We start from the raw sequence: 24,573 nt of genomic DNA, 5'->3' as shown, positions 1-24,573 counted from the left end.
GGCCCCTTCTTAACGGATCCGGTAGCAAAAGGGCCCCTTCTTAACGCGCGGGGCCGGGGCCGTGCGCGGGCAGGAACAGGCCGACAAGCTCCACGTGCTGGGTCATCGGGAACAGGTCGTACCCGCGCAACTCGGCCAGCCGCCACCCCGCCTCGCGGAACGTGTGGACGTCCCGGGCGAAGGCGGCCGGGTCGCACGCCACGTACGCGACCGCGCGCGGCCCGGCGGCCACCACGTCGCGGACCACCGGCGCGCCCGCGCCGGAGCGCGGCGGGTCGAGCACCACCAGGTCGACCGGGCCGGTGATCCGGCGCCGGGCCAGCGCGGTCTCCACCCGCGCCGCGACCACCTCGACGCCGCGCAGGTCGGCGAGGTTCTCCCGGGCCGCGGCCACCCCGTCCGGCGCGGACTCGACGAGCGTCACCCGGGCCCCGTCGACCCGTTCGGCGAGCGCGGCGGCGAACAGCCCGGCGCCGCCGTACAGGTCCCAGGCCGTCTCGCCCGGTTGCGGGTCGAGCAGGTCGAGCACCGCGCCGGTCAGCGCGTCCGCCGCCGCCGGGTGCACCTGCCAGAACCCGGAGGCGGGCAGCGTGAAGGACCGCCCGGCCGCCGTCTCCCGGACCCGCTCCGGCCCGCTCACCGCCGTCGGAACCCCCTCGGCGTACGCGACCACGGCGACGTCCCCGCCGGTGCTGGCGACGGTCTCCACCGCGTCGGCGTCGGGCCAGCGGGCGCCGGTCGGCGGGAGCACCGGCAGCTCCTGGATCGCCGGGTGCGCGATCAGGCACCGCTCGATCGGCACCACCTCGTGCGAGCGGTGCTTGAGCAGCCCGGCCCGCCCGGCCGCGTCGACCGCGTACCGGACCCGGGAACGCCAGCCCAGCGGCCCGCCGGGCAGCGCCTCGACGCGTACGCCGAGCGCGTCGATCTGCGCGGTGGTGAGCCCGCCCAGCCGGGTGAGCTGCTCGCGCACCACGGCGAGCTTCCAGTCGAGCTGGGCGGCCGGGGCGACGTGCTGGAGGTCGCAGCCGCCGCACCGGCCCGGCCGGGCGTACGGGCACGGCGGGGCGACCCGGTCCGGTGCGGCGTCCAGGATCTCCACCGCGTCGGCGCGGGCGAAGCCCCGGTGCAGCTCGGTCACCTCGGCGATCACCCGCTCGCCGGGCAGCGCGTGCCGGACGAAGACCACCTGCCCGCCGACGCGGGCCACGCAGTGCCCGCCCGGCGCGACCGCGTCGACTGTCAGCTCGACCCGCTCGGCCTCCTCCAGCCCGGGGCGTTCCGCCGTCGGCACCGGACCGGGACGCTCGTCGGCGCTCACGGCCGCTCCTCCCGCTCGGCGGAGGGCGCGGACGGCGTGGACGGGGTGGACGCCACCGGCGGCGGCAGCGTGCTCTGCGGCGCCACCCGGGGGCCGCGCGCCGGACCCCGGCTGAGCGTGGCGTCCAGCCGGTCCAGGTTCTTGCTGGCGGTGGAGGCGAGCTGCCAGGGCACGCTCGTCACCATCACGCCCGGCTCGAACAGCAGCCGCCCCTTGAGCCGCAGCGCGCTCTGGTTGTGCAGCAGGTTCTCCCACCAGCGCCCCACCACGTACTCGGGAATGAAGACGGTGACCACGTCGCGCGGCGACTCCCGGCGCACCGACGCGACGAAGTTGAGGATCGGCCGGGTGATCTCCCGGTACGGGGAGTCGATCACGGTGAGCGGCACCGGCAGCTCGCGGCGCTCCCAGTCGGCCTGCAGTTCCCGGGTGTCCTGCTCGTCGACGTTCACGGTGACCGCGGTGAGCGTGTCCGGCCGGGTCGCCCGGGCGTAGGCGACCGCCCGCAGCGTCGGCTTGTGCAGCTTGCTGACCAGCACGATGGCGTGGTTGCGGGCGGGCAGCACGCCCCGCTGCTCGGTCGGTTCCAGTTCCTCCGCGACCCGGTCGTAGTGCCGGCGGATGCCGAGCATCACCACGTACATCACCGCCATCGCGACGATCGCGATCCACGCCCCGAGCAGGAACTTCGTGGCCAGCACGATGACCAGCACCACGCCGGTCATCACCATGCCGAACGTGTTGATCGCCCGGGAGCGCAGCATCCGGCGGCGCGCCTCCGGGTCCCGCTCGTTGCGAAGGTGCCGGTTCCAGTGCCGGATCATGCCGGCCTGGGAGAGCGTGAACGAGACGAACACCCCGACGATGTAGAGCTGGATGAGCTTGGTCACCTCGGCCTGGAAGCCGATGATCAGCACCACCGCGAAGACGGCCAGGAAGAGGATGCCGTTGGAGAACGCCAGCCGGTCGCCTCGGGTGTGCAGCTGGCGCGGCAGGTAGCGGTCCTGCGCCAGGATCGAGCCGAGCACCGGGAAGCCGTTGAAGGCGGTGTTGGCGGCCAGGAACAGGATCAGCGCGGTCATCCCGGCGACCACGTAGAGCAGCACCGAGCCGCCGCCGAACACGGTCTCCCCGAGCTGCACGGTCACCGTCTTCTGCACGTAGTCGACCGGGCCGGAGACGATCTGCGTCCTCGGGTCCTCGACGAACTGCAGGCCGGTGAGCCGGGACAGCCAGATGATGCCGACCAGCATGGTGACCGCGATGCCGCCGAGCAGCAGCAGCGTGGTCGCCGCGTTCTTCGACTTCGGGGCCTTGAAGGCGGGTACGCCGTTGGAGATCGCCTCCACGCCGGTGAGCGCCGCGCAGCCCGACGAGAACGTGCGCAGCAGCAGGAACACCAGCGCGAACCCGGTGACGCTGTGCTCGGCCTGGATCTCCAGGCCGGCGCTCGGCGCGCGCAGGTCGTCGCCGAGCACGAAGACGCGGACCAGCCCGGTCAGCAGCATGCCGCCGATGACGATCACGAAGCCGTACGTGGGGATGGCGAAGGCGGTGCCGGACTCGCGCAGGCCGCGCAGGTTGATCGCGGTGAGCAGCACCACCGCGCTGACCGCGATGAGCACCTTGTGGGTGGCCACGAACGGCACCACCGAGCCGAGGTTCGCCACGCCGGAGGAGACCGAGACGGCGACGGTGAGCACGTAGTCGACGAGCAGCGCGCTCGCCACCGCCAGGCCGGCCTTGGGACCGAGGTTGACCGTCGCGACCTCGTAGTCGCCGCCGCCGGAGGGGTAGGCGTGCACGTTCTGCCGGTAGCTCGCCACCACGGTGAGCATGACCACGACGACCGCGAGCGCGACCCACGGCGAGAAGAAGAACGCCGAGGCGCCGGCGATGGACAGCGTCAGGAGGATCTCGTCCGGCGCGTACGCCACGCTGGAGAGCGCGTCGGAGGCGAAGACCGGCAACGCGATGCGCTTCGGCAGCAGCGTGTGCTGCAGGCGGTCGGACCGGAACGGTCGACCGAGGAGGAGTCGCTTCAGCAGCGAGGTGGGTCGGGCCACAACCGCCAAGCGTACGACCACCTGGTGCCGGGCGCGGGGGTGGTCGATCTCCGGCCTGCGCGCCCGCGCGGTACGGTTCGGTCCCCCGTCCCGTGGAGGGACGTGGCAGGCTCGCAGGCGACGGGTCGGCGGGCGGCGCCGTGGGAGGAGCGGACACCGTGCATGTGGTGATCATGGGCTGCGGCCGGGTCGGGTCGACCCTGGCCCACAGCCTGGAGTCGCGCGGCCACTCGGTGGCGGTGATCGACCAGGACGCGGACGCGTTCCGCCGTCTCGGGCCGGACTTCGCCGGCATCACGGTGACCGGCGCGGGCTTCGACGGTGAGGTGCTGCGCCAGGCCGGCATCGAGCGGGCCGACGCGTTCGCGGCGGTCTCCAGCGGTGACAACTCCAACATCATCTCGGCCCGGCTGGCGCGGGAGACGTTCGGCGTGTCCCGGGTCGCGGCCCGCATCTACGACCAGCGCCGGGCGCAGGTCTACGAGCGGCTGGGCATCCCCACCGTGGCGACCGTCCGGTGGACGGCCGACCGGATGCTGCGCCACCTGGTCCCCGAGGGCAACGTGGAGATCTTCCGCGACCCGACCAGCACCGTGTCGATCATGGAGGTGCCGGTGCACAAGGACTGGATCGGCCGGCCGCTGCGGCAGCTGGAGCAGGCCGCCGGCGCCCGGGTGGCCTACCTGAACCGGTTCGGCATCGGCACCCTGCCCACCGCCTCCACCGTGGTGCAGGAGGGCGACCAGGTCTTCATGCTGGTGACCGACGACATCAACGGCCCGGTCACGTCGGTGGCGGCGGCGCCGCCGGAAGGGGGGCACTGAGCCATGCGGATCGCCATCGCCGGCGCCGGCAACGTGGGCCGCTCGATCGCCCAGGAGCTGATCGACAACGGCCACCAGGTGATGCTGATCGAGCGGCAGCCGAAGATGCTGCGGCCCGACCGGGTGCCCGCCGCCGACTGGGTGCTCGCCGACGCGTGCGAGCTGGCCAGCCTGGAGGAGGCCGACGTGGCCGGGTGCGACGTGGTCGTCGCGGCCACCGGCGACGACAAGGTCAACCTCGTGGTGTCGCTGCTGGCCAAGACCGAGTTCGCGGTGCCCCGCGTGGTGGCCCGGGTCAACCGGGCGGAGAACGAGTGGCTGTTCACCGAGCAGTGGGGCGTCGACGTCGCGGTCAGCAAGCCGCGCGTGATGGCGGCGCTGGTCGAGGAGGCGGTCACCGTCGGCGACCTGGTCCGGCTGATGACGTTCCGGCAGGGCGAGGCGAACCTGGTCGAGATCACCCTGCCGCCGACCGCGCCCTACGTGGGGCAGGCGATCCACGCGGTGCCGATCCCCCGGGACGCGGCGCTGGTGGCGATCGTGCGCGGCAAGCGGGTGYTGGTCCCCACCCCGGACGACCCGATCGAGGCCGGCGACGAGCTGGTGTTCGTCTGCACCGCCGCGGTGGAGGACGACGTACGCGCGGTGATCCTCGGCCCGGCCAGCGCGGACCGCCACCGTTCCTGAAGCGGCCTCAGGCGCCCGGCAGCGGGGTGGGCGCGCCCTCCCGGGTGACCCGGCGCACCACCCAGACGGTGATCAGCAGCAGCAGCGCGTACGGCGGGTAGCCCAGCGCGAGCCGGGCCACGCCAAGCGCGGTGTCCTGGTGGGCCAGGTAGAGCCCGGCCTGTACGCCGACCTTGGCCAGCCACACCACGCCCCACAGCACGGTGAGCTGGGTGAAGGTGCGGACCAGCTTGGGGTCGTCACGCCACTCGGAGCGGCCCTTGGCGACCAGCACCGACCAGATCCAGCCGACCAGCGGCTGCCGGATCGCGGCCGAGAGCAGCAGCGCCAGGCCGTAGCCGATGCCGTAGAGGATGCCGGGCAGGTAGAAGTCGCGCTCGTCGCCGGTACGCAGGGCCAGCAGCGCGCCGATGCCGACGCCGAACAGGCCGTTCACCGCGTGCCGCACCGGCTTGCGCTGGGCCAGCCGCAGGCCGGCGATCAGCAGCGCCACCGCCACCGAGGCGTACACGGCGGGGCGCAGCTCGCCGATCACGTTGGCGACCACGAAGACCACCACCGGGATGCTCGACTCGACCAGCCCGCGCCATCCGCCGAGCTGGTCGGCCATCTGCTCGGCGAGGCTGGGCAGCCGCTCCTCGTCCTGCGGGCCGAGACCCGACGGGGTGTGCTGCTGTCCGGTCGTCACTTCGGCGACTCCAGCTCGTAGTACGGGTTGTAGATCACCTTGCGGTCGTCACGCACCGCCACCCGGCCGCGCGCGGTCAGGTGCCGGCCCGGCTCGATCCCGGCGATGTGCCGACGGCCCAGCCAGACCAGCGTGACGACGTCGGTGCCGTCGTAGAGGTCCGCCTCCAGCGTGGGCAGGTTCGTCCGCGGCGTGTAGACGACGGTGCGCAGCCGCCCGGCCACCGACACCACCTGGCCCCTGTTGCACTGGCGGGCCGGCGTGCCGCCGGACTCGGCGCTCTCCCGGCGCAGCTCCTGCGCCTCGATCTCGGCCTCGCTGGCGGTGAGCCGGTGCAGGAGCCGCCGCAGCGACCCCCGGCTCTCGTCGGTCGTCATGACCTCCGCGTCACCCTCTCCACAGCGGGGCCCCACTGGTGGCGGAACCGTCCCGCCAGAGTACGCCGACACGGCCCGCCGGCGGGAGCGCCGTGGTACGCGTACCGCCGCCCGGGACGCCGGCACGCCGCGGGCCCGGCGCCATTCGACGCCGGGCCCGGGCACGTGTGGATCAGACCTCCTGCTGCTCGGCGGCGGCCTGCTGCTCGGCGACCTCGCGGGGCAGCCGCAGCGGCAGCGGCTCGCGCACCGGCTTGGCCTCCTGCCCGCGGTCGACCACCAGGCCGTCCAGGCAGGCCGTCAGCGGCCCGGCGGTGGCCGCCTCGGTGGCCGCGAGGCCCTGGAAGACGCCGCGCACCATCCAGCGCGGGCCGTCGATGCCGACGAAGCGCAGGTCGGTCGGGCCGTCCGGGGTACGCACCCGGGCGCGCAGCTCGGGACCGCGCTCCCCGTCGACCTCCTGGACGGTGGCGCCGTCGGCGACGAGCGACTGGCGGATCTCCTCGCGCACCTCGTCCCAGATGCCCTCGGAGCGGGGCGCGGCGAAGACGCCGAGCTGCAGCGCGCTCTGCCCGTGCACCAGCACCACCTGCTGGATCACGCCCTGCGGGTCGGCCTGGACGCGCACCTCCACGTCCGGCACCGCCGGGATCTGGAGGCTGCCCAGGTCGAGCCGGGGCGCGTCGGGGGCCTCGCTGACGTCGTACGGTCCGCGGTCCGGCGCCGACGGGGTCTCCTCGGCGTCGAGGACCCCATTGTCACGCGCCTCGTCGGCCCGCTTCCGGGAGAAGATCACTGCGCCCACCCTCCGCTGTTCGCACTCACCCTGCCACCTCTTCGCTCTGCCCGCCGGACGGCGCCGGGACCAGGCCGGCGTGCCCGCCGGTGGACCCGTGCCCGCCCGTGCCACGCCGGGACGCGGGCAGCTCGGCCACCGGCCGGAACTCGGCCCGGGCGACCCGCTGGACCACCAGTTGCGCGATGCGGTCGCCCCGGCTGATCTTGGCTGGCGTGTCCCGATCGTGGTTGATCAGGTTGACCAGGATCTCACCCCGGTAGCCGGCGTCGACCGTACCGGGCGCGTTGAGCACCGTCACGCCGAGCCTCGCCGCCAGACCGGATCGGGGGTGGACCAGCCCGACGTACCCGTCGGGCAGCGCCACCGACACGCCGGTGGGCACCAGGGCCCGGCCGCCGGGGGGCAGCTCGACGTCCGCGGCGGCCACCAGGTCCGCGCCGGCGTCACCGGGATGGGCGTACGCCGGCAGCGGCAGCTCCGGGTCGAGCAGTCGCACGGGCACGGGTACGACGTCTGTCACGGTCATCCTCTTCCGTCCGGTCCTGCGGGGGTGCCCTGTCATCCTGCCGGTTGCCGGGCCCGCGACGCGCCGTACCCTCGTCAGTGTGCGTCAGTCGTCATCTCCGGCCGCGCCGCCGGCCACCGCCGCGCCGTACGCGGAGCGCCTCGGTCTGCCCTGGTGGGCCTGGCCGCTCGGGCTGGCCGCGGCCGCGCTGCTCGCGGTCGAACTGTGGATGGGCGCGACCGGCGTCCGCGCCTGGCTGCCGTTCGTGCTGCTGATCCCCGCCGCGGTGGCCGCCCTGTGGTGGCTGGGCCGGATCCGGGTCGAGGTGCGCGACGGCGAGCTGCGGGTGGACGACGCCCACCTCCCGGTGCGGTACGTCGCGGACGTGGTGCCGCTGGACGCGGCCGGCCGGCGCGAGGTGCTCGGCGTCGGCTCCGACCCGCTGGCCTTCGTGGTGCAGCGTCCGTGGATCGACGGCGCCGTGCAGGTGGTGCTGGACGACCCGGAGGACCCGACCCCGTTCTGGGTGGTCAGCACCCGGCACCCGGTCCAGCTGGCGGCCGCCGTCCTGGCCGCCCGCGACGCGGCCTGATCCGACGCTGCCCCGAGGCGGCCTGACCCGGCGCCGCCCGCGAACGGCCGGTCCGCCGCCGGTCAGGACGGCTTGTCCGGCAGTGCCCGGGCGGTCCGCCGCAGGTCCTTGCGCAGTTGCTCGCCGAGCGCGCGGGTGGCCCGGCGGTTGAGGTAGCCGGCCACGGCGGCGCCGGTCAGGAACGGCCCGAGCGTGGTGAGGTTGCGCCCGAATCGGCGCATCAGACTGTCCCGCAGCTCGCGGCGGGCGGCGGTGCCGAGCACCGCGCTCACTCCGACGCCCGGCATCATCGGGTTGACCCCGCGCTGGGTGGCCCAGGACTGCACCAGCGACACCGCGCGGCCGGTGCCGCCGGCCGGCAGCGGCACCCGGTGGACCTCGTGCAGCTCGCCGATGAGTTTCAGCTCGATCGCCACCACCGCGACCGTCTCGGCGGCCAGCAGGACGGGGGCGGAGAGCAGCGTGGGCGTCACCGCCCACTCGACAGCTGCCACTCCGCCGCCGGCCGCGCCGACCCCGGCGGTGGCCCGGGACGCGTTGCGGACCAGCCGGTCGGCGAGCGCGTCGTCGTCCAGGCCGGGGAAGTGCCGCCGCAGCGTGGCGAGGTCGCGGATCGGCACGTGCGGGGCGATCTCGGCGACCGTGTCGGTCATCCAGCGCACCGCCGCCCTCGGCTTGAACAGGTCGGTGATCCCCCGGGCGCGGGCCTGCCCGACCAGCCGGGTCAGCAGTTGCCGCCGGCGGGCCGGGGCGATGTCGTCGGCGGTCAGGGCGGCGACCGTCGCGCCGAGTTCCCCGGCGTCCGCGCCCGGCTCACCGGACGTCGAACCGGAGCCGGTAGTGGCCGCCGTCGCGGCGAGTTCGGTGGAGGCCGGCGGCACGGTGGAGCCGCCAGGTGCGGGCACGGCGGAGCCGGTCGGTGTCGCATCCGGCCCGGTCGGTGCCGGTCTCGCCGCTGGAGCCGGGGTCCGGTCGGCGCCGGTCCCCTCGCTGCGCTCGCTCACCCGTCCGCCCTCCTTGCTCCGCGCGGCGTGGCAGCCGCCCGTAACGAGTCAAGCAGCAACCGGCCACCGGCGCACGGCGGCGGCTCGAACAGCGGCGGCCCCGTCGAGGAGGCCGCCGCCGGTGTCCCCGGTCGGGATCAGACGCACTCGCGGCAGATCAGGTCGCCGTTGCGCTCGACCGCCAGCTGGCTGCGGTGGTGGACCAGGAAGCAGCGGGCGCACCGGAACTCGTCCTGCTGCATCGGAAGGACCTTGACCGTGAGCTCCTCGTCGGCCAGGTCGGCGCCGGGCAGCTCGAAGCTCTCGGCCACCTCGGCCTCGTCGACGTCCACGGCGCCCGACTGTGAGTCGACCCGCCGGGCCTTGAGCTCTTCGAGGCTGTCCTCGCCGAGGTCGACCTCGTCGCGACGCGGGGCGTCGTAGTCGGTGGCCATCGGTTTCACTCTCCAATATCGATATTGTCGCTGCCGGTTGTAACGCCGGACGACGCCGTTTCGGTTCCCCTGACCGGCCACCATCTCTGTCGGGCACCCGACCCGACGAGCGGTGGGCCGGGCTCGCCGGTGCGAAATGCCCCCGGTGAGCGCGGAACCTTACCCCCCCTGTGGGCGAGGCATGTATACCGCCCTCGCGGGGGAGATGTACGCCTCGGCGCCCGAAGTTGTTCCCAATGTGACTCAGGCGACACGAAGATAGGGGTAGTCCTACCGGTTCACCGCGTGGCGCGCCGGTATGTCGGACTGTTTCCACGCCTGAGCCGGACAACGGTTAACCTCAGCGGCGTACTGGACGGCCGACCGGTCGCGGCCCGACCGCGTCGCCCGCCACCACCCAATCACTGTCCGGGGAGCGCCCAGGATGAGTTTTGCGCGAGTGCGGGCACTCGTTGTCGTCGGACTGCTGGCGGTCGTCGCCCTGGTCGTCGTGGTCATCGCCGTGTTGAAGGACAGTCAGGGCACAGCCGGTACGGCGGCCGCCTGCCCGGACGGCTGGCCGCTGGTCGACCTGCGGCTGCGGGAGCAGAAGGACGTCAAGATCAACGTCTACAACGCCACCGACGAGGCCGGCCGGGCCGGCAGCGTCGCGGACGACTTCCGCAACCGCAAGTTCCAGGTCAAGAAGGTCGGCAACGAGAAGAAGGCGTTCGACGGCGTGGCCGAGTTGCGGTTCGGTCCCAACGCCGTGGGGTCGGCGCACCTGCTGCGCGCGTACTTCCTGAACGAGGCCAGCCAGAAGTTCGACGCGAACCGCAAGGACGACGTGGTCGACGTGGTCCTGGGCAACCAGTTCCAGCAGCTCGCCACCACCACCGAGGTCAACCAGTCGCTCGGCGACCTGGGCGCCCCGCAGGCGCCGCCGGAGACCTGCCCGAAGCCGGTCGAGAAGTAGGCGACCGGCGGCCCGACGACGCAGGGCGGTCCTCCTCCGGGAGGGCCGCCCTGTCGCGTGTGCGGGGCAGGTCACGGCCCGCCGGAGGCATCCAGGTCGGCCAGCCGGGCGTGCAGCGGCCCGTGCAGCGCCGGCGGCGCGGCGAGCACCAGGTCCGGTCCGGCCGGGCGGCCGGACAGGCCGGTCACCAGCAGCCCGGCCTCCCGGGCGACCAGCCCGCCGGCGGCCAGGTCCCAGTCGGCCAGGCCCTTCTCGTAGTACGCATCCACCCGCCCCTCGGCGGCCAGGCAGAGGTCGAGCGCGGCGGCGCCCATCCGGCGGATGTCCCGGATGTGCGGGATCAGCTCCGTCACCACCCGCGCCTGGTGGGCCCGGCGGCCGGCGTCGTAGCCGAAGCCGGTGGCCACGAGCGCCTGGCCGAGATCGGTCGCGGTCGAGCCGCTCAGCCGCTGCCCGTCGCGCCAGGCGCCGCCGCCGAGCGTCGCGGTCCACTCCTCGCCGGTGACGACGTTGCGGACCACCCCGGCGACCACCTCGCCGGCCACCTCAGCGGCCAGCGAGACCGCGCAGTAGGGCAGCCCGTACAGGTAGTTGACGGTGCCGTCGATCGGGTCGAGGATCCAGCGCACCCCGTCGGCGCCGGCGGGGCCGGTCTCCCCCGCGCCGTACTCCTCGCCCAGCACCGCGTCGCCCGGCCGCCGCTGCCGCAGCGCGGCCAGCACCTGCCGCTCCACCGCCCGGTCGGCGGCGGTGACCACGTCGGTCACCGTGCTCTTCGTCGCGGCCACCGAGACACCCTCGACCCGCATCCGGTACGCGGTGGCGGCGGCCTCCCGGGCCACCTCGACCGCGATCGTGAGCAACTCCCGCGCCGTAGGCGTCGCGGTGATCATGTTTGTCCCCTTCCCGCACGATCGGGAACGGCCCACCCGTGCGCGGGTATCATCCTTACAAAGTCCACATCTGCGCCGATTCGGCGGTCCCGGACCGCCGGTCCGCCGTGCGGCGCGGGATGATCGCGGCAGACGGCGTTACAATTCACCCTGCCCACGCGCCACGGACCGCCAGCGACCGGACGGCCCGGGACACGGGGGTCCTCAACGACTCGCCCGGCACGGCCGTCCCATGCTGCGCCGGACGACCCGGCCGTGCTCGCTCTTTTCGCCTCCGGAAGGTCTTCGTGACAGATCCCCGCCAGACCGGCGCCGACGTTCGCTCGCTCACCGACACCCTGATCGCCCACGCGCAGAGCGCCGGCGGTCAGCTCACGTCGGCCCAGCTCGCGCGCACCGTCGAGTCCGCTGAGGTGACCCCGGCCCAGGCCAAGAAGATCCTCCGCGCGCTCTCCGAGGCGGGCGTGACGGTGGTGGTGGACGGCTCGGCGAGCACCCGCCGCCGCGTCGCCGCCGCCCGGTCCGCCACCCCGGCCTCCCGCGCGACCACCGCCAAGACCACGAAGAAGGCCGCCGCGCCCGCCCCGAAGCAGGCGCCGGCCGCCGAGGAGGCGCCCGCCGCCCCGGCCCCCCGGAAGGCGACCGCGCGCAAGGCCACCACGGCCGACGTCGCCAAGGCCGCCGCCCCGGCGAAGGCCACCAAGGCGACCCGCGCCACCAAGGCCACGGTGGCCGCCAAGACCGCCGCGGCGAAGCCGGGGAAGGCCGGCGGCAAGGCGGAGGGCCCCGACGGCGAGATCGACCCGGAGGAGCTGGCCGCCGAGATCGAGGACGTGGTGGTCGAGGAGCCGGCCGAGCTGACCCAGGCCGCCGAGGCCGACGCGGCCAGCTCCGCCACCGACAACGACTTCGAGTGGGACGACGAGGAGTCCGAGGCGCTCAAGCAGGCGCGCCGGGACGCCGAGCTGACCGCCTCCGCCGACTCCGTGCGGGCGTACCTCAAGCAGATCGGCAAGGTTCCGCTGCTCAACGCCGAGCAGGAGGTCGAGCTGGCCAAGCGGATCGAGGCCGGCCTCTACGCCGCCGAGCGGCTGCGCGCCGCCGACGAGGGCGAGGAGAAGCTGGTCCGCGACCTGCAGCGCGACCTGATGTGGATCTCCCGGGACGGCGAGCGCGCCAAGAACCATCTGCTGGAGGCCAACCTCCGCCTGGTGGTCTCGCTGGCCAAGCGCTACACCGGTCGCGGCATGGCCTTCCTCGACCTCATCCAGGAAGGCAACCTCGGCCTCATCCGCGCCGTCGAGAAGTTCGACTACACCAAGGGCTACAAGTTCTCCACCTACGCCACCTGGTGGATCCGCCAGGCCATCACCCGCGCCATGGCCGACCAGGCCCGCACCATCCGCATCCCGGTGCACATGGTCGAGGTGATCAACAAGCTCGGCCGGATCCAGCGCGAGCTGCTCCAGGACCTGGGCCGCGAGCCCACCCCGGAGGAGCTGGCCAAGGAGATGGACATCACACCGGAGAAGGTGCTGGAGATCCAGCAGTACGCCCGGGAGCCCATCTCGCTCGACCAGACCATCGGTGACGAGGGTGACAGCCAGCTCGGCGACTTCATCGAGGACTCCGAGGCGGTCGTCGCCGTCGACGCGGTGTCGTTCTCGCTGCTGCAGGACCAGCTCCAGCAGGTCCTCCAGACGCTGTCCGAGCGTGAGGCGGGCGTGGTGCGCCTGCGCTTCGGCCTCACCGACGGTCAGCCGCGCACCCTGGACGAGATCGGCCAGGTGTACGGCGTGACCCGGGAACGCATCCGGCAGATCGAATCGAAGACCATGTCCAAGTTGCGGCACCCCTCGCGTTCCCAGGTGCTCCGCGACTACCTGGACTGACCGCGTACGTCAACAATTCGTGCCGGTTTGATCACCAGCCGTAGAACACTCATCAGTGATCGATCGGTTGCCTGTTTGTGATCGTTGACGTGGCACCCTTGGTGCACGGCACACTGTCCCCCACGCCATGTGTGACCTCGGTCCCCCGCGGGCACACAGGGAAGGCAGGGCCCGAGATGGGTGTTGCACGATAGGTGAGCAACCGAAGAGAGTGTTCATCGGTGACGACCAGAGGAGGAAGGCGATGACCCCGACCCTCACGCCGCCGCCCGAGACGGTGAGCCCCCCGGCCGCCGATGAACGGTGCGACCGCTGCAATGCTGCCGGCAAGCTCCGGATCACTCTGGCGGGTGGGAGTGAGCTGGTGTTCTGTGGGCACCACGCGAACAAGTACGCGGAGGATCTCGTGAAGATCACCGTGCGCTACGCGTCGGACCCGGAGTTCAGCTGGCGTGGCGCCGATCTCATGGCGAACTGAGGTCCGACAGGAATCCACATCACGACATAACCGGCCGGAGGCACCCACACGGGTCGCCTCCGGCCGGTTTTTCGTGCCGGTGCCGCCTGCGCCGCCCGGTGTTAAGAAGGGGCCCCTGCTCTACCGGAGGCGTTAACAGGGGGCCCTTCCTTACAGGGTCTGCACGGTGGCGATGCGCTCTTCGAGCTGCTCGATCGTCGCCTGCGCGCTGGGTGGGCCGCCGCAGATCCGGCGCAGCTCGGCGTGGATCTTGCCGTGCGGCTGGCCGGTGTGGTGGTGCCGGGCGGCCACCAGAGCGTTCAGCTGCCGCCGTAGCGCCACCCGGCGCTGGGCGGCACTCATCGGTGGGGGCGCCGCCGCCGGGGCCGCAGCGGCCGGCTCAGCGGTCCGCTGGGCGGCCCGGCGCTTCTGCGCGGCGAGCTGCTCGGCCTGCCGCTTGGTCAGCAGCAGCGAGACCTGGTCGGCGGTGAGCAGACCGGGCAGGCCGAGATATTCCTCCTCCTCCGGCGTACCGGCCTGGGCGGCGGTGCCGAAGGACGCGCCGTCGAAGATGACCTGGTCCAGCTCGGCGGTCGCGGAGAGCGCGGCGAAGCGCTTCTCCAGCTCGCCGCTGGCGCCGTCGTCGCGCTGGGCGCGCTCCAGCAGGTCGTCGTCGAAGCCCTCGCGGTCCTTCGGCTTGCCGAGCACGTGGTCCCGCTCGGCCTCCATCTCGCTCGCCAGCCCCAGCAGGTGCGGCACGCTGGGCAGGAACACCGACGCGGTCTCGCCGGGACGGCGGGCCCGGACGAACCGGCCGATCGCCTGCGCGAAGTACAGCGGGGTGCTGGCACTCGTCGCGTACACGCCGACCGCGAGCCGGGGGATGTCGACGCCCTCGGACACCATCCGCACCGCTACCAGCCACCGTTGCTGCGAGGCGGCGAACGTCGCGATCCGCGCGGACGCGCCCTGGTCGTCGGAGAGCACCACGGCTGCCTTCTCACCGGTCACCTGCTCCAGCAGCTTCGCGTACGCGCGGGCCACCTGCTGGTCGCTGGCGATGACCAGGCCGCCCGCGTCGGGCATGCCGTTGTCGCGCAGCACGCTGAGCCGGGCGTCGGCGGCGCGCAGCACCTGCGGCATCCAGTCGCCGGCCGGGTCCAGCGCGGTACGCCACGCCTGGGCGATCAGGTCCTGCGTCATCGGCTCGCCGAGGCGGGCCGCCAGCTCCTCACCGGCGTTGGTGCGCCACCGGGTCTCCCCCGAGTACGCCAGGAACAGCACCGGCCGGACCACGCCCTCGCGCAGCGCGTCGGAGTAGCCGTAGACCGAGTCGGCGCGGGAGCGCAGCAGCCCGTCGCCGCCGCGCTCGTAGCTGACGAACGGGATCGGATTGTCGTCGGAGCGGAACGGCGTGCCGGTGAGCATCAGCCGGCGTACCGCGGGCTCGAAGGCCGCCTTGACGCCGTCGCCCCAGGTACGCGAGTCGCCGGCATGGTGGATCTCGTCGAGGATGACCAGCGTGCGTCGGGTCATGGTGCGCCGCCGGTGCACCTGCGGCGCCATGCCCACCTGCGCGTACGTGACCACCGCGCCGTGGAAGTCGGCGGCGGAGTGCAGGTCGGCGTTGCGGAACGCGGCGTCGAGCTGGATGCCGACCCGGGCGGCGGCCTGCGCCCACTGGGTCTTCAGGTGCTCGGTCGGCGCGACCACGGTGACCGCCTCGACGGTGCCGTCGGCGAGCAGCTCGGCGGCGATGCGCAGCGCGAACGTGGTCTTACCGGCGCCGGGCGTGGCGACCGCGGTGAAGTCCTCGGTCCGGCGGCGCAGGTATTCCACGAGCGCCTTGCGTTGCCAGGCGCGCAGGGGCGGGAACGTGTCGAGCGCCGGCATCCGCGGTGGCACGCGTAGCTCCTCTCCGCCGCGGACGGCGGCGGGCCCGACCGGGGCCACGGGAGCCGCCGCCCATGAAAACGCCCTCGCGCATCCGGTGCCGCGAAGGCGGACTCAGCATAACCAGCGCGGGCCGTACGCCCCACTCGACGCCACGCCTGTCACATCCGCCCACCCCGGTGGGAAGCGGGTCAGGGCAGTGGTCCCCGGGTGCCGGTGCGCGGCGGCCGCAGCGTCGCCACCGGCGCGGACCAGCGTCGGCGCAGCGCGATCAGGCGCAGCCCGAACACGAGCAGGGCGGCGGCGGTGAGCGGCACGGCGGTCGCCTGTCCGGACGCCGACAGCAGCGCCACGGTGACCGCGCCGGCGAGCGCGGCGAGGGCGTAGATCTCCCGGCGCAGCACCACCGGGATCTCGCCGGTGAGCAGGTCGCGGCCCAGCCCGCCACCGATCGCGGTGAGCATGCCGATCATGCAGGCGCCGACCGGGGGCACGGCGGCGTCGAGGGCCTTGAGCGTGCCGATGACGGTGAACAGGCCGAGGCCGGCGGCGTCGAGCACCAGCACCGTGGTGCGCAGCCGGGCGAGCTGCGGGTGAAGCCAGAACACGGCGGCGGCGGTGACGGACGCGGTGGCGGCGTACCGCCAGTCGGCGAACGCCAGCGGGGGCACCTCGTCGATCGCCAGGTCACGGAAGATTCCTCCGCCGAGCGCGGCGACCACGCCGACGAAGACGACGCCGAACAGGTCGAGCCGTTTCGCCACCGCCGCGGAGGCGCCGGAGGCGGCGAAGACCGCCACGCCGGTGAGGTCGGCGACAAGCAGGGCGGTGGAGGTGGTCACCGCCGCAGGTTACGTCGAGGGGCGGCGGAGCCGCCCGCTGTCACTCGGCGTACGAGTCGTAGATCTCCTTGCACTTCGGGCACACCGGCGAGCCGGGCTTGGCCGCCTTGGTGACCGGGAACGTCTCGCCGCAGAGCGCGACCACGAAGGTGCCCATGACGGCACTCTCAGCGATCTTCTCCTTACGGACGTAGTGGAACATCTCCGGACCAGTGTCCGCGTCCTTCAGCTCGGGACGCTCGAGAACCTCTGTGCTCACGACTCCACCTCCGGCGTTCCAGTTTTCCAGGTCGGTCCGTCCTGGTCCACCTGGGCCCCGGGCGGGAGCGGGCCGTACGGTAGCCGACGTGACCAACTTTCACATCAGTCTCGGTAGTGAGGTGGCCGACGCCCTGCGCGACGGCCGCCCGGTCGTGGCGTTGGAGAGCACGATCGTCTCGCACGGGCTGCCCCGGCCGGACAACCTGCGCGTGGCGCGCGAGATCGAGCAGGCGGTACGGGACGCGGGCGCGGTGCCGGCCACCATCGGCATGGTCGCCGGCGAGTTGCGGGTGGGGCTGGACGACGCCCAGCTCACCCGCCTCGCCACCGTCGACGGCGTGAGCAAGCTCTCGGTCCGCGACCTGGCCCCGGCGGCGGCCACCGGCGCGGACGGCGCCACCACGGTCGCGGCCACCAGCGCGGTCGCGGCGGCGGCCGGGATCGGCGTGTTCGCCACCGGCGGGCTCGGCGGCGTGCACCGGGAGGCGGCGCAGACGTTCGACGAGTCGGCGGACCTGGTCACGCTGGCCCGGACCCCGATCGCGGTGGTCTGCGCCGGGGTGAAGTCGATCCTCGACGTGGGCGCCACGCTGGAGCGGCTGGAGACGCTCGGGGTGGGCGTGGTCGGCTACCGCACCCGCCGCTTCCCCGGCTTCTACCTCACCGACGCCGGCTTCGACCTGGACTGGTCGGTCGAGTCGCCGGAGCAGGTGGCGGACGTGCTGGCCGCCCGCGCGGCGCACGGCGTGCACCACGGCGGCCTGGTGGTGGCCAACCCGCTGCCCGCCGACGAGCAGCTCGACCCGGCGCTGCACGACCGGACGCTCGCCGAAGGGCTGGCCGCGCTGGCCCGCGAGGGGATCACCGGCAAGGCGGTCACCCCGTTCCTGCTGTCGCACTTCCACTCGGCGACCGAGGGCGCCAGCCTGGCGGTGAACGTCCGGATCATCCTGCGCAACGCCGACCTCGCGGCCCGGATTGCGGTCGCCGCGGCGACCCGTCGCGCCCCATGAGCGCCACGCCGCGCATCGTCGTCGTCGGCGACGTGATCACCGACGTGCTCGCGGTGCTGTCCGGGCCGCTCGCGACCGGCTCGGACACCGCGGCCGGGATCCGGTTCAGCGGCGGCGGGCAGGCGGCGAACACCGCGGCCTGGCTCGCCGGGCAGGGCGCGGCGGTGACGCTGGTCGCCGCCGTCGGCGACGACGAGACCGGCCGGGAACGGGTGGCCGAGCTGACCCGGATCGGTGTGGACTGCGCGGTGGAGCGGCACGAGGGCTACCCGACCGGCACCGTCATCGTGCTCGCCCACGACGGGGAGCGCACGATGATCAGTCAGCGGGGCGCGAACCTGCGGCTGACCGCCGCGCACGTGGACGCGGCGCTGGCCGCCGCGCCCGACGCCGGGCATCTGCACCTGTCCGCGTACACCCTGTTGGACGTCGGGTCGCGCGGCGCCGGCCTGCGCGCGCTGGCCACGGCCCGCGAGCGCGGGCTGACCGTCAGCGTCGACGCGGCGTCCGCGGCGCCGCTGCGGCGCGTCGGCGGGGCGTTCCTGACCTGGGTACGCGACGTCGACCTGCTGCTGGTCAACACGGACGAGGCGACGGTGCTGGCCGGCGGGCTGGACCCGGCGGCGCAGGCGCGGGCGCTGACCGCGGTGGCGCACCGGGTGGTGGTCAAGCGCGGCGCGGCGGGCGCGGTGTGGGTGGAGCGCGGCGGTGTGGTGGAGTTCGCGCCGGCACCCGGGGTGGACGTGGTGGACGTGACCGGCGCCGGGGACGCGTTCGCCGCCGGGCTGCTCACCGCGTGGCTGGCCGGGGCCGACCCGCGTGCCGCGCTGGCCCGCGCCGGTGACCTGGGCGCGCTCGCCGTGACGACGGTGGGCGCCCGCCCGGCGCCCTGACGCGGTGGCCGGTCCGGGCGGGTGCTCCGCCCGGGCCGGTCAGGGCTCGGCGTCGATGATCTTGTGCGGGTTCTCCTCGGCGGTGAGGGCGGTGGGCGCGGGCTCCTCGCGGCGCCGGTTCTGGAACCGGTTCGCCAGCCGGTGCTCCTCCTTGGGCGGCCGGTCGTTGGCGAGCAGCACGGCGAGCCAGGGCACGAGCACCATGCCGAGCGCGCACAGCGGCAGCCAGAGCCAGAGCAGCGGTGCCTTCGCGCCGACCAGGATCGCGCCCGCCACCAGACACGCGACCCGGATGGCCATCATCAGCACGTAACGCTTCTGCCGGCTGTTGAGCTGGTCGTCCTGGCTGCGCGGGGCGTCGGTGATCAGGATCGGCTGGTACGCCTGACGCTTCACCACGGACCTCCTACGAGGGGATACGGCCCATCCTGTCACTCCGGACGGATGATCGGCGAAATTCGTGACGAGCGGTCGCGTGTTACGTGGGTGGTACGCTTCGATCCGTGGCCAACCGGTTCAGCTTCACCGACGAGGCGCTAGCGAACCTGCGGGTCTACGACGTCACACCCGGGGAAGTCTGGGAGGCCCTGCACAGCAGGCACCGGGTCATCCGGCACCTCGGTGACGACGTGATGGTGGTCTACGCCACCGAGCACCGCGGCCGGCGACTCGCCGTGCTGCTGGCCGAGGCCGACGGCACCGACAACGACTGGGACATCCTCTCCGCCCGCGAACTGAGCGACGTCGAGGCCAAGCGCTACGACGAGGCGGTGCGGAACTCACGCCGACGAGGAGGCGGTCACGATGCACCGTGACGAGGCGACCAAGCGGTTCCACGCCGGGGGCGACACGTTCGCCGACCTGATCGACGACACGTCACCGGCCCAACTGCCCACCCCCGACACCGACGTGCCGATGGTCAGCCGGTCGGTCCGGCTGCCGCTGGAGACGTACGAGCGCGTCCGCGCCGCCGCCGACGCGCGCGGCATCGGCGTGACCACGCTGATGCGGCAGTGGATCGAGGCCGGCCTGGCCGACCTGGACGACTCGGCCACCGTCTCGCTGGCCGACGTACGCCGCGCGCTGGCCTCGCTGTCCCGCCCGACCGCCGCCTGACGACTCACGCCTCGGGGCCACCCTCGCCGAGCGCCTCCCGCCCGATCGGCGAGGCGGAGGACTCCGGCGGCCGGTGCCAGGCCCGGCGGGCGTCGGCGAACGCGACGAGCGCCAGCAGGACGGCCACCGCGCCGAGCGCGAACATCGCCGGCACGGTCACCAGCGCGGGCAGGAGCAGCACCAGGGCCAGCAGCCCGGCCAGCCGGGGGCGGGACACCCGGCCGAAGATCTCGTACTCGAACCGGGAGCGGGCGGCCAGGAACAGCGCCGGACCGCCCACCACGAAGACCAGCCAGTCGGGCCGGGCCGTGTCGTACGGGTGGGCGATGACCAACTCGTAGCCGACCGCCGCGCCGATCACCCCGAGCACCATGAACAGGTGGGTCTGCGCCGCCGACTCGGCCAGCCGTCCCGGCGTGCCGGCCGTCCGCAGCGCCTGCGCGAGCAGGTGACCGGCCCGGTAGAAGTAGATCCGCCAGAGCAACGCCGTGATCACGAACGAGATCGCGAACGCCACCGCGGCGTCGCCGGAGAACTCCTTGCCGCTGTAGGTCACGCCGATCACCAGGATCGACTCGCCGAGCGCGATGAGGAAGATCTGCTGGTAGCGCTCGGCGAGGTGCTCCCCGGCAACGAGCCACTGCCGGACCCGCGAGGCCCCGAGCCGGGGCAGCGGCCAGCCCAGGAGCGTGCCGAGATGGTCCACCGCCAGCGCGACGACCCACAGCGCCAGGCGCGGGCCGGGCATCAGCGCGCCGGCGAGCCAGAGCGGGGCGCTGAATCCCGCCCAGGCGGCCAGCCGCAGCGGGACCATGCGGCGCGGATGCCCCCGCAGCGCCACCGCGATCAGCAGCGGCCGGCCGACCATCACCGCGACGTACGCGAGCGCGAACGGCAGCGCCCGTTCCTCCAGCGCCCGGGGCAGCGTCACCCCCAGCACCAGGCTGCCGAACATGGTGCCGACCACCACGACCTGGATGACCGTGCGCTCCGGCTCGTACCGGCTGGTCACCCAGGTGGTGAGGGTCCAGACCTGCCAGAGCACCAGGAACAGCAGCAGGGTCTTGCCCACGTCGGCGGCCACCGCACCGGCCGAGCCGTCGAGCCCGTCGATCAGGCGCTGCGAGACCCGGGTCAGCGCGAACACGAAGACCAGGTCGAAGAAGAGCTCCAGGAAGGTGGCCCGGCCGGGGCTGGACGCGGTGCGCAGCAGCGCCCCGCCCCGCTGCTCGGTCATCGTCCGCCCCCGTCCCCCGTCCTGGCAACAAACGACAGGGGCGGCGGGCCGGTTGCGGCGGCGGGCGGCGGATCAGCCCTTCGCGGCCTTCGCCTCCGCCTTCATCCGCTGCTTGAACTCGCGTACCCGGCGCAGCGACTCCGGATCGGTCACGTCCGCCACCGACCGGTGGGCGTCCGCGTCGCCGTAGTCACCGGCCGCCTCGCGCCAGCCGTCCGGGGTGACTCCGAACCGCTTCCCGAGCAGCGCGACGAAGATCTGCGCCTTCTGCCGGCCGAACCCGGGCAGCTCGCCGACCCGGCGCAGCAGCTCCCGCCCGTCGGCCACGTCCGACCAGAGCCGGGCCGGGTCGCCGTCGTAGCGCTCGACGAGCATCCGGCACACCTCCTGCACGCGGGCCGCCATCGCCTTCGGGAAGCGATGCAGCGCCGGCGGCCGGGCGAAGAGCTCCACCAGCGCCTCCGGGTCGTACCCGGCCAGTTCCGCGGCGTCCGGCTCGTGGCCGAGCCGCTGCGCCAGCACGTACGGGGAGGAGAACGCCTTCTCCATCGGCACCTGCTGGTCCAGCACCATGCCGAGGAGCAGGGCCAGCGGGCTGCGCGCCAGAAGTTCGTTGGCCTGCGGGTCGATGGGCAGTGACAGCGTCATGGCGAACATGCTGTCACCCCGCATCGGCCGACGACGGGGACACGCGTACGGCACACAGGAGGAATACTTACGGATCCAGTACGGGAACGGGGGAACAGCCGGTGCCGTCCGTGGCCGATGAGTTGCTCGCCGCCTACGACACTCAGTTGCGGGCCTGGACACCGCCGGCCCTCGGCCCACTCGGAGTCGTCTTCGAGCAGGACGGACCCGTCGTACGGGCGCATTTCGGCACCCACGGCACGGTGGACCACCGTGACCTGCCCGGGGCCGGGCTGGGCGCCCTGATCCGGCGGCAGCAAGAAGCCTTCGCCGCAAGCGGCGAGCCGGTCGAGTGGAAGGTCCACGCGTACGATCCACCGCAGCTCGCCGAGCACCTCGTCGCCGCCCGATTCACCCCCGGCTGGGAACGTCACGTGCTGGTGGCTCCGATCGACTCCCTGCCCTCCGCACCGTTTCCGCTTCCCGTCGGACAGCGCGTCCGGGAGGTCACGTTCGGGGAGCACCCACTGCTGGCGCGGGTACAGGCGATGGCTGCGGCCTCCGGCCCGCACCGGACGACGCTGGCGCAGTCGGAGGCGGACGGCGACGCCATCGGCTGGTGCCGAAACCTGGCGGTGCGAGAACTCGACGGATGGGCTCTGGCAGCCGGCTGGGCCATCCTCGTCGACGGCACCGAGTTCGTCTCCATCGGCGGCATGACCTTGCCTGAGCCCGCATTCCTGCCCGGTTGGCGGGCCTGGATCGACCTGCGTACCCGGCACCCGGGGGATTCTCGTCCGCCGGATGGCTGCCGATGGCGATACGTTGTCGCGGAGGCCACCGGTGATCTCCGGGCGATGCTTCTGGGCGTGGGCTTCCATGATGTGACGACGGTCCGTTCCTACCACTGGTCTCCCCCGAACCCGCCGGCGCGGGAGCGTCCGGTGGTGCTGGTCTTCGACGATCCGCAGGGGGATGAGATCTGGGGGCGCTTCGCCTCTCAGTGGGAGTTCTCGGCCGCAACGCAGGCTCATCCTCGGCTGGTGGAGCCGCCGGAGTCGGTGGCCTGGCACCTCGCCGCGATCGAGGAGGACGAGGCAGGCATCGCGGCACTGGAGTCGATCGTCCAGCGCGGCCTGCGGGCCACCGTTCGCCCCGGCGAGCGCGTGTATGCCCTTCATCCGTTCGTCCAGGGATACCACTTCGACCCGCGACGGACCGGCGGGCCGGGGCAACCGCCTACGCCGCGCTGCGCCTTCCCGGACCGCGGCGACCACCGCCTTTTCACCACAGCCGACCTGCGGCTGGGCACGTTCGGCGACCCGTGGGGCCAATCGCTCTGCGTCTTCGGCGGTGATCTGCTCGCCGCGGTCGAGGCCGACCTCACCGCCCTGCTCGGAACCGTTCTCCGCCGTGGGGGCCGTCCCGTGGGCAACATCTGGAGTTTCGGCCCGGACGGGCACAGCGTCAGCGGCCCGTGAACGTCTCCCTGGGTTGCCGCTCTGGTCGGCGGTCGTGGGTGCCGACTCTCCGACAGGAGACATCGAGTGCCTGAACAAGCCGCGAGGAGCAGAACGGTTACCCTCGGTGCGTCGTCCCAACGGAGGTTGCCGTGCCGAGTCTGGAGAGGCCCCGCGTCGAGTACCGCACGCCCGAAGATCTGGTCCGGGACGTCACGGCAGGGCTGGTGCGGATTCCCCCCTTTCAGCGCTCCTTCAAGTGGGAGGGATCGGACATCGTCCGGCTCTTCGACAGTCTGTTGCGCGGATTTCCAATCGGGAATCTGCTTCTCTGGCAACGCCCCGCACCGGCCCAGCGGCTCCAGGTGGGGCCGCTCGACATCGAGGCTCCCGAGGTAACCGCCGCCCTCTGGGTGGTGGACGGGCAGCAGCGCATCGTGTCCATCGTCGGCGCGCTGACCATGGCTGACCAAGCTGTCGATCCACGATTTCGCATCCACCTCGATCTCGACACCGGCGAATTTCACACCGCCGGCACCCGTCAACGGCCCCCACGTACCTGGGTGCCCGTCAGCTTCCTGCTCGACACCGCGGTCCTGCTCCGCTGGATGCGCGACAACTCGTGGCTGTCAGAGAGTCAGCTAGCGCTGGCCGACCAAGCCGCCAAAGCGATCCGCGAGTACCAGATCCCGACCTACGTGGTGCACTCCGCCGATGAGCACGCGCTGCTCGAGATCTTCACGCGGATGAACTCGACCGGCAAACGCCTGACCAAGTCCGAGGTCTTCCAGGCTCTGCATGCCGGCGCCGTCGGCGACGAGTTGAGCAGCCTGCACGAACTGGGTCAGGTTCCCGCCGTCCTGGGATTCGGCGCGCTTGACGATCGGTTGACCCTCCGCTGCGTCCTGGCGTACCGAGGTGGAGACATCTTCCGGGAGGACTTCCGCCAGGAGTTCGGGCCGCGGGACGACCCGGGCGAGACGCTGCGCGAGGTCGCCGCACGACTGCGTGAGGCCGTCGAATTCCTCCGCGGTACCTGCGGCATCCCACACATCAGGCTGCTGCCCTACTCCCACGTGCTGCCGATCCTGGTCCGTTTCATCCGCTTGCACGGCGTACCGGCCGGCCGGCCGGCGACTCTGCTTCGACGCTGGGTCTGGCGGAGCGCGGTCGCTGGAACGCGGGCCCGCGCAGTGAGCGTCGCGGACATCCGCAGCCAGGTCGAGGCGGTCGGCACCTCCACCGCGCAAGCTGCGGCAACGAACCTGCTGCGGCAGGTGCAGCAGTTCCCGGATTTCGTCGCGGAACTGGACAAGGTCCACTTCAATCACGCGATGGCGAAGCTCAACACGCTCGGGTTGCTCTCTGCCGAACCTCGCGACCCGTTCCGGGGCGAGATTCTGGACGTCAGCCGCCTGCTCGACCAAGGGAGCCCGTTGAGACCACTCCTGGCCGTCAGTGGACACGCTGGCGGAACGATCGCCAACCGGTTCATCCTGCCGCCCGGGGAACGCCCGTCACCGCAGCTCCTCGCGTCGGCTGAACCGGCCGTCGCCGCCAGCCACCTGATCGACGAGCAAGCGCAGGAACGATTGGCGCGCGAAGACTGGCCAGCCTTCCTCGAGCTACGCGGCAGGTCGTGCGAGCGGACCATCACCGAGCACGTCAACCGCATGGCCGAGTGGGGCGCGCGGGACGGCCGCGCGATGGCTGACATTCTCCGACCGGTCGCCTGAC

Annotated in this window: 27 protein-coding genes; 12 read left to right on the top strand and 15 right to left on the bottom strand. The window is 73.0% G+C overall.

The genetic code is table 11. The annotated features are described in order from the left end of the window. Positions 1–40: 40 nt before the first annotated feature. Together A8711_RS24045 and A8711_RS24040 are read right to left on the bottom strand one after the other, a co-directional pair. Positions 41–1,321 carry a class I SAM-dependent RNA methyltransferase gene (locus tag A8711_RS24045; protein ID WP_083297083.1) on the bottom strand — a complete coding sequence of 427 codons (1,281 nt, stop codon included), beginning with the start codon at positions 1,319–1,321 and terminating at the stop codon, positions 41–43. Further along, entirely contained in the window at positions 1,318–3,387 is a 2,070-nt protein-coding gene (locus tag A8711_RS24040) for an APC family permease (protein WP_069089370.1), read from the bottom strand. Before A8711_RS24040 ends, A8711_RS24045 begins: the two co-directional genes overlap by 4 nt. 158 nt (positions 3,388–3,545) lie before the next feature. On the opposite strand from A8711_RS24040, the gene A8711_RS24035 reads away from it, so the two are divergent. Together A8711_RS24035 and A8711_RS24030 are read left to right on the top strand one after the other, a co-directional pair. Next, the gene (locus A8711_RS24035; protein WP_043325668.1) at positions 3,546–4,211 is read left to right on the top strand and encodes a TrkA family potassium uptake protein; all 666 of its coding nucleotides are present in this window, start codon (positions 3,546–3,548) and stop codon (positions 4,209–4,211) included. Between the two features lie 3 nt (positions 4,212–4,214). Beyond that, complete coding sequence (locus A8711_RS24030; RefSeq protein ID WP_043325670.1) at positions 4,215–4,898, top strand: TrkA family potassium uptake protein; 684 nt, start codon at positions 4,215–4,217, stop codon at positions 4,896–4,898. Positions 4,899–4,905: 7 nt separating this feature from the next. On the opposite strand, the gene A8711_RS24025 is transcribed toward A8711_RS24030, so the two are convergent. The 4 genes from A8711_RS24025 to dut all read right to left on the bottom strand — a co-directional run bounded on the left by A8711_RS24025 (position 4,906) and on the right by dut (position 7,282). After that, complete coding sequence (locus A8711_RS24025) at positions 4,906–5,586, bottom strand: DUF3159 domain-containing protein (protein ID WP_069089369.1); 681 nt, start codon at positions 5,584–5,586, stop codon at positions 4,906–4,908. Further along, entirely contained in the window at positions 5,583–5,963 is a 381-nt protein-coding gene (locus A8711_RS24020) for an OB-fold nucleic acid binding domain-containing protein (RefSeq protein WP_043325675.1), read from the bottom strand. Before A8711_RS24020 ends, A8711_RS24025 begins: the two co-directional genes overlap by 4 nt. 172 nt (positions 5,964–6,135) lie before the next feature. Further along, positions 6,136–6,759: a DUF3710 domain-containing protein gene (locus A8711_RS24015; RefSeq protein WP_043325677.1), complete on the bottom strand. Its 624-nt coding sequence runs from the start codon at positions 6,757–6,759 to the stop codon at positions 6,136–6,138. Between the two features lie 25 nt (positions 6,760–6,784). Beyond that, on the bottom strand, positions 6,785–7,282 hold the full coding sequence (gene dut / locus A8711_RS24010; protein ID WP_030502984.1) for a dUTP diphosphatase: 498 nt from the start codon (positions 7,280–7,282) through the stop codon (positions 6,785–6,787). Between the two features lie 85 nt (positions 7,283–7,367). Between dut and A8711_RS24005 the strand changes: the two genes are divergently transcribed. Beyond that, complete coding sequence (locus tag A8711_RS24005; RefSeq protein WP_064447141.1) at positions 7,368–7,859, top strand: DUF3093 domain-containing protein; 492 nt, start codon at positions 7,368–7,370, stop codon at positions 7,857–7,859. Between the two features lie 62 nt (positions 7,860–7,921). On the opposite strand, the gene A8711_RS24000 is transcribed toward A8711_RS24005, so the two are convergent. Then, complete coding sequence (locus A8711_RS24000; protein WP_369830126.1) at positions 7,922–8,764, bottom strand: hypothetical protein; 843 nt, start codon at positions 8,762–8,764, stop codon at positions 7,922–7,924. Positions 8,765–9,000: 236 nt separating this feature from the next. Continuing rightward, entirely contained in the window at positions 9,001–9,297 is a 297-nt protein-coding gene (locus A8711_RS23995) for a DUF4193 domain-containing protein (protein WP_013284790.1), read from the bottom strand. Between the two features lie 439 nt (positions 9,298–9,736). On the opposite strand from A8711_RS23995, the gene A8711_RS23990 reads away from it, so the two are divergent. Further along, positions 9,737–10,252 carry a LytR C-terminal domain-containing protein gene (locus A8711_RS23990; protein WP_176722878.1) on the top strand — a complete coding sequence of 172 codons (516 nt, stop codon included), beginning with the start codon at positions 9,737–9,739 and terminating at the stop codon, positions 10,250–10,252. Positions 10,253–10,323: 71 nt separating this feature from the next. On the opposite strand, the gene A8711_RS23985 is transcribed toward A8711_RS23990, so the two are convergent. Further along, positions 10,324–11,145, bottom strand: a complete 822-nt coding sequence (locus A8711_RS23985; RefSeq protein ID WP_069089366.1) for an inositol monophosphatase family protein — start codon at positions 11,143–11,145, stop codon at positions 10,324–10,326. Between the two features lie 287 nt (positions 11,146–11,432). Between A8711_RS23985 and A8711_RS23980 the strand changes: the two genes are divergently transcribed. Both A8711_RS23980 and A8711_RS23975 read left to right on the top strand, forming a co-directional pair. Then, positions 11,433–13,037: an RNA polymerase sigma factor gene (locus A8711_RS23980; RefSeq protein ID WP_064447138.1), complete on the top strand. Its 1,605-nt coding sequence runs from the start codon at positions 11,433–11,435 to the stop codon at positions 13,035–13,037. Between the two features lie 244 nt (positions 13,038–13,281). Beyond that, entirely contained in the window at positions 13,282–13,515 is a 234-nt protein-coding gene (locus tag A8711_RS23975) for a hypothetical protein (protein WP_013284786.1), read from the top strand. Between the two features lie 150 nt (positions 13,516–13,665). Here the strand turns inward: A8711_RS23975 and A8711_RS23970 are convergent, their stop codons facing one another. The 3 genes from A8711_RS23970 to A8711_RS23960 form a co-directional block, all read right to left on the bottom strand. Beyond that, complete coding sequence (locus A8711_RS23970; RefSeq protein ID WP_043325686.1) at positions 13,666–15,387, bottom strand: DEAD/DEAH box helicase; 1,722 nt, start codon at positions 15,385–15,387, stop codon at positions 13,666–13,668. 191 nt (positions 15,388–15,578) lie between these two features. Further along, on the bottom strand, positions 15,579–16,229 hold the full coding sequence (locus A8711_RS23965) for a trimeric intracellular cation channel family protein (protein ID WP_043325688.1): 651 nt from the start codon (positions 16,227–16,229) through the stop codon (positions 15,579–15,581). Between the two features lie 40 nt (positions 16,230–16,269). Beyond that, on the bottom strand, positions 16,270–16,488 hold the full coding sequence (locus tag A8711_RS23960; protein ID WP_030502976.1) for a DUF3039 domain-containing protein: 219 nt from the start codon (positions 16,486–16,488) through the stop codon (positions 16,270–16,272). An 88-nt stretch (positions 16,489–16,576) separates the two neighbouring features. On the opposite strand from A8711_RS23960, the gene A8711_RS23955 reads away from it, so the two are divergent. Both A8711_RS23955 and A8711_RS23950 read left to right on the top strand, forming a co-directional pair. Further along, positions 16,577–17,503 (top strand): pseudouridine-5'-phosphate glycosidase, encoded by a 927-nt coding sequence (locus A8711_RS23955; RefSeq protein WP_043325690.1) that lies wholly within the window; start codon positions 16,577–16,579, stop codon positions 17,501–17,503. After that, on the top strand, positions 17,500–18,396 hold the full coding sequence (locus A8711_RS23950; protein WP_064447137.1) for a carbohydrate kinase family protein: 897 nt from the start codon (positions 17,500–17,502) through the stop codon (positions 18,394–18,396). Before A8711_RS23955 ends, A8711_RS23950 begins: the two co-directional genes overlap by 4 nt. A gap of 39 nt (positions 18,397–18,435) precedes the next feature. Here A8711_RS23950 and A8711_RS23945 read toward each other — a convergent pair whose 3' ends face one another. Next, positions 18,436–18,792, bottom strand: coding sequence for a DUF3099 domain-containing protein (locus A8711_RS23945; RefSeq protein WP_013284780.1), 357 nt, complete (start codon positions 18,790–18,792; stop codon positions 18,436–18,438). Between the two features lie 107 nt (positions 18,793–18,899). Between A8711_RS23945 and A8711_RS23940 the strand changes: the two genes are divergently transcribed. Beyond that, positions 18,900–19,211: a hypothetical protein gene (locus A8711_RS23940; protein ID WP_043325691.1), complete on the top strand. Its 312-nt coding sequence runs from the start codon at positions 18,900–18,902 to the stop codon at positions 19,209–19,211. Then, positions 19,201–19,512 (top strand): hypothetical protein, encoded by a 312-nt coding sequence (locus tag A8711_RS23935; RefSeq protein WP_030502972.1) that lies wholly within the window; start codon positions 19,201–19,203, stop codon positions 19,510–19,512. Before A8711_RS23940 ends, A8711_RS23935 begins: the two co-directional genes overlap by 11 nt. A 4-nt stretch (positions 19,513–19,516) precedes the next feature. Here the strand turns inward: A8711_RS23935 and A8711_RS23930 are convergent, their stop codons facing one another. Next, positions 19,517–20,749: a low temperature requirement protein A gene (locus A8711_RS23930; protein ID WP_069089365.1), complete on the bottom strand. Its 1,233-nt coding sequence runs from the start codon at positions 20,747–20,749 to the stop codon at positions 19,517–19,519. A 72-nt stretch (positions 20,750–20,821) separates the two neighbouring features. Next, a complete protein-coding gene (locus tag A8711_RS23925) occupies positions 20,822–21,406 on the bottom strand; it encodes an HhH-GPD-type base excision DNA repair protein (protein WP_043325693.1) in 585 nt (194 codons plus the stop codon). A 101-nt stretch (positions 21,407–21,507) separates the two neighbouring features. Here A8711_RS23925 and A8711_RS23920 point away from each other — a divergent pair, with 101 nt between their 5' ends. Then, complete coding sequence (locus A8711_RS23920) at positions 21,508–22,857, top strand: DUF2716 domain-containing protein (RefSeq protein WP_124778799.1); 1,350 nt, start codon at positions 21,508–21,510, stop codon at positions 22,855–22,857. A gap of 131 nt (positions 22,858–22,988) precedes the next feature. After that, positions 22,989–24,572 carry a DUF262 domain-containing protein gene (locus tag A8711_RS23915; protein ID WP_069089363.1) on the top strand — a complete coding sequence of 528 codons (1,584 nt, stop codon included), beginning with the start codon at positions 22,989–22,991 and terminating at the stop codon, positions 24,570–24,572. Position 24,573 lies beyond the last annotated feature (1 nt).

The sequence above is a fragment of the Micromonospora sp. II genome (genome assembly GCF_001709195.1).
Lineage (GTDB): Bacteria > Actinomycetota > Actinomycetes > Mycobacteriales > Micromonosporaceae > Micromonospora > Micromonospora chalcea.
Note: the sequence above shows the minus strand (reverse complement) of the source record. Positions and strands in the feature narration are given on the sequence as shown.